Annotated in this window: 2 protein-coding genes; one reads left to right on the top strand and one right to left on the bottom strand. The window is 59.3% G+C overall.

Going from position 1 to position 987, the window contains the following annotated elements; all coding sequences use genetic code 11:
* On the top strand, nt 1-422 hold a 422-nt coding region (locus tag BZK31_RS28725; RefSeq protein ID WP_208617256.1), incomplete at its 5' end, for a manganese catalase family protein.
* A 102-nt stretch (nt 423-524) separates the two neighbouring features.
* Here BZK31_RS28725 and BZK31_RS28720 read toward each other — a convergent pair.
* Nucleotides 525-987, bottom strand: a 463-nt coding sequence (locus BZK31_RS28720) for an ankyrin repeat domain-containing protein (RefSeq protein ID WP_083186493.1), incomplete at its 5' end; no start/stop codon positions are given.

Here is a 987-nt window from a genome sequence, read left to right as displayed (position 1 = left end):
TGAACGTCACCGATGACCCTGGAGTCAAGGATGCGCTGGGGTTTCTGATGACCCGCGAAATCGCCCATCAGCTTTCATTCGAGAAAGCGTTGCACTCGATTCAGCCGAACTTCCCTCAGGGCAAACTGCCCGGAATGCCGGAGTTCAGCCGCACTTACTACAACATGTCCAATGGCGACGCGAGTCCGCGAGGTCCCTGGAACAGTGATGAAGAGTTTGAGTACGTCGAGAATCCGCTGCCGGCGGTCGATGGGGGCGACGGGACGGCGTCCGTCATGCTCAGCGAGGACGATGAAGCGACCCTGATGGTCATGAAACAGAGAACCCAATCCGATCCATCCGCCGAAGTGCCGGTGACGGGCGCTGAGTTGGGTTCGGGAGAGCCGGGGGCCGGTTCTGGCAACGGTAACGGTCGTCTATGACCACGGGCAACTGTCTCGACAAGAAACGTGCCGACAAAAACTGCTGTCCTGGGCGGATGGCAGTTTTCCGGTGAGGCACATTCATACAGAGTTGAAGGTCTCTCAGCGGGTCGGAAGGGCCTGAAACTCGCCTTTGGACAGACCCTGCACGTCGTTGCCCATGCTGTCGCGAAGGCTCAGGTCAGCGCCTTTTTCGGTCAATTCCTTGAGCACTTCGGTGCGTTTGAACAGGGCTGCGTACATGGCGGCAGTCTGGCCAGCATTGTTGGTCAAATTGGCTCCGCAATCGGCCTGCACCAGACGCTTGGCGATACTCAGCTCACCTTTGAAGATTGCGCCCATCAGTGCGGTGTTGCCGCGGTTGTCCTTGGCGCAAGGGTCGGCACCGGCATCGATCAGGCGCACCACCGAATCTTCATGACCGTGGTAGGCCGCGAGAATCAGGCCGGTGTAGCCTTGCTCGTCACGCACGTTGAGGTCGTAACGGGCTTCGATGAAGGTGTCCAGCATCGGGTTGTTGCCTTCGCGCGAGGCATCGAAAAACAGGCTGCGCAGCTGGCTGGCG

Source organism: Pseudomonas floridensis (assembly GCF_002087235.1).
Classification (GTDB): domain Bacteria; phylum Pseudomonadota; class Gammaproteobacteria; order Pseudomonadales; family Pseudomonadaceae; genus Aquipseudomonas; species Aquipseudomonas floridensis.
Note: the sequence above shows the minus strand (reverse complement) of the source record. Positions and strands in the feature narration are given on the sequence as shown.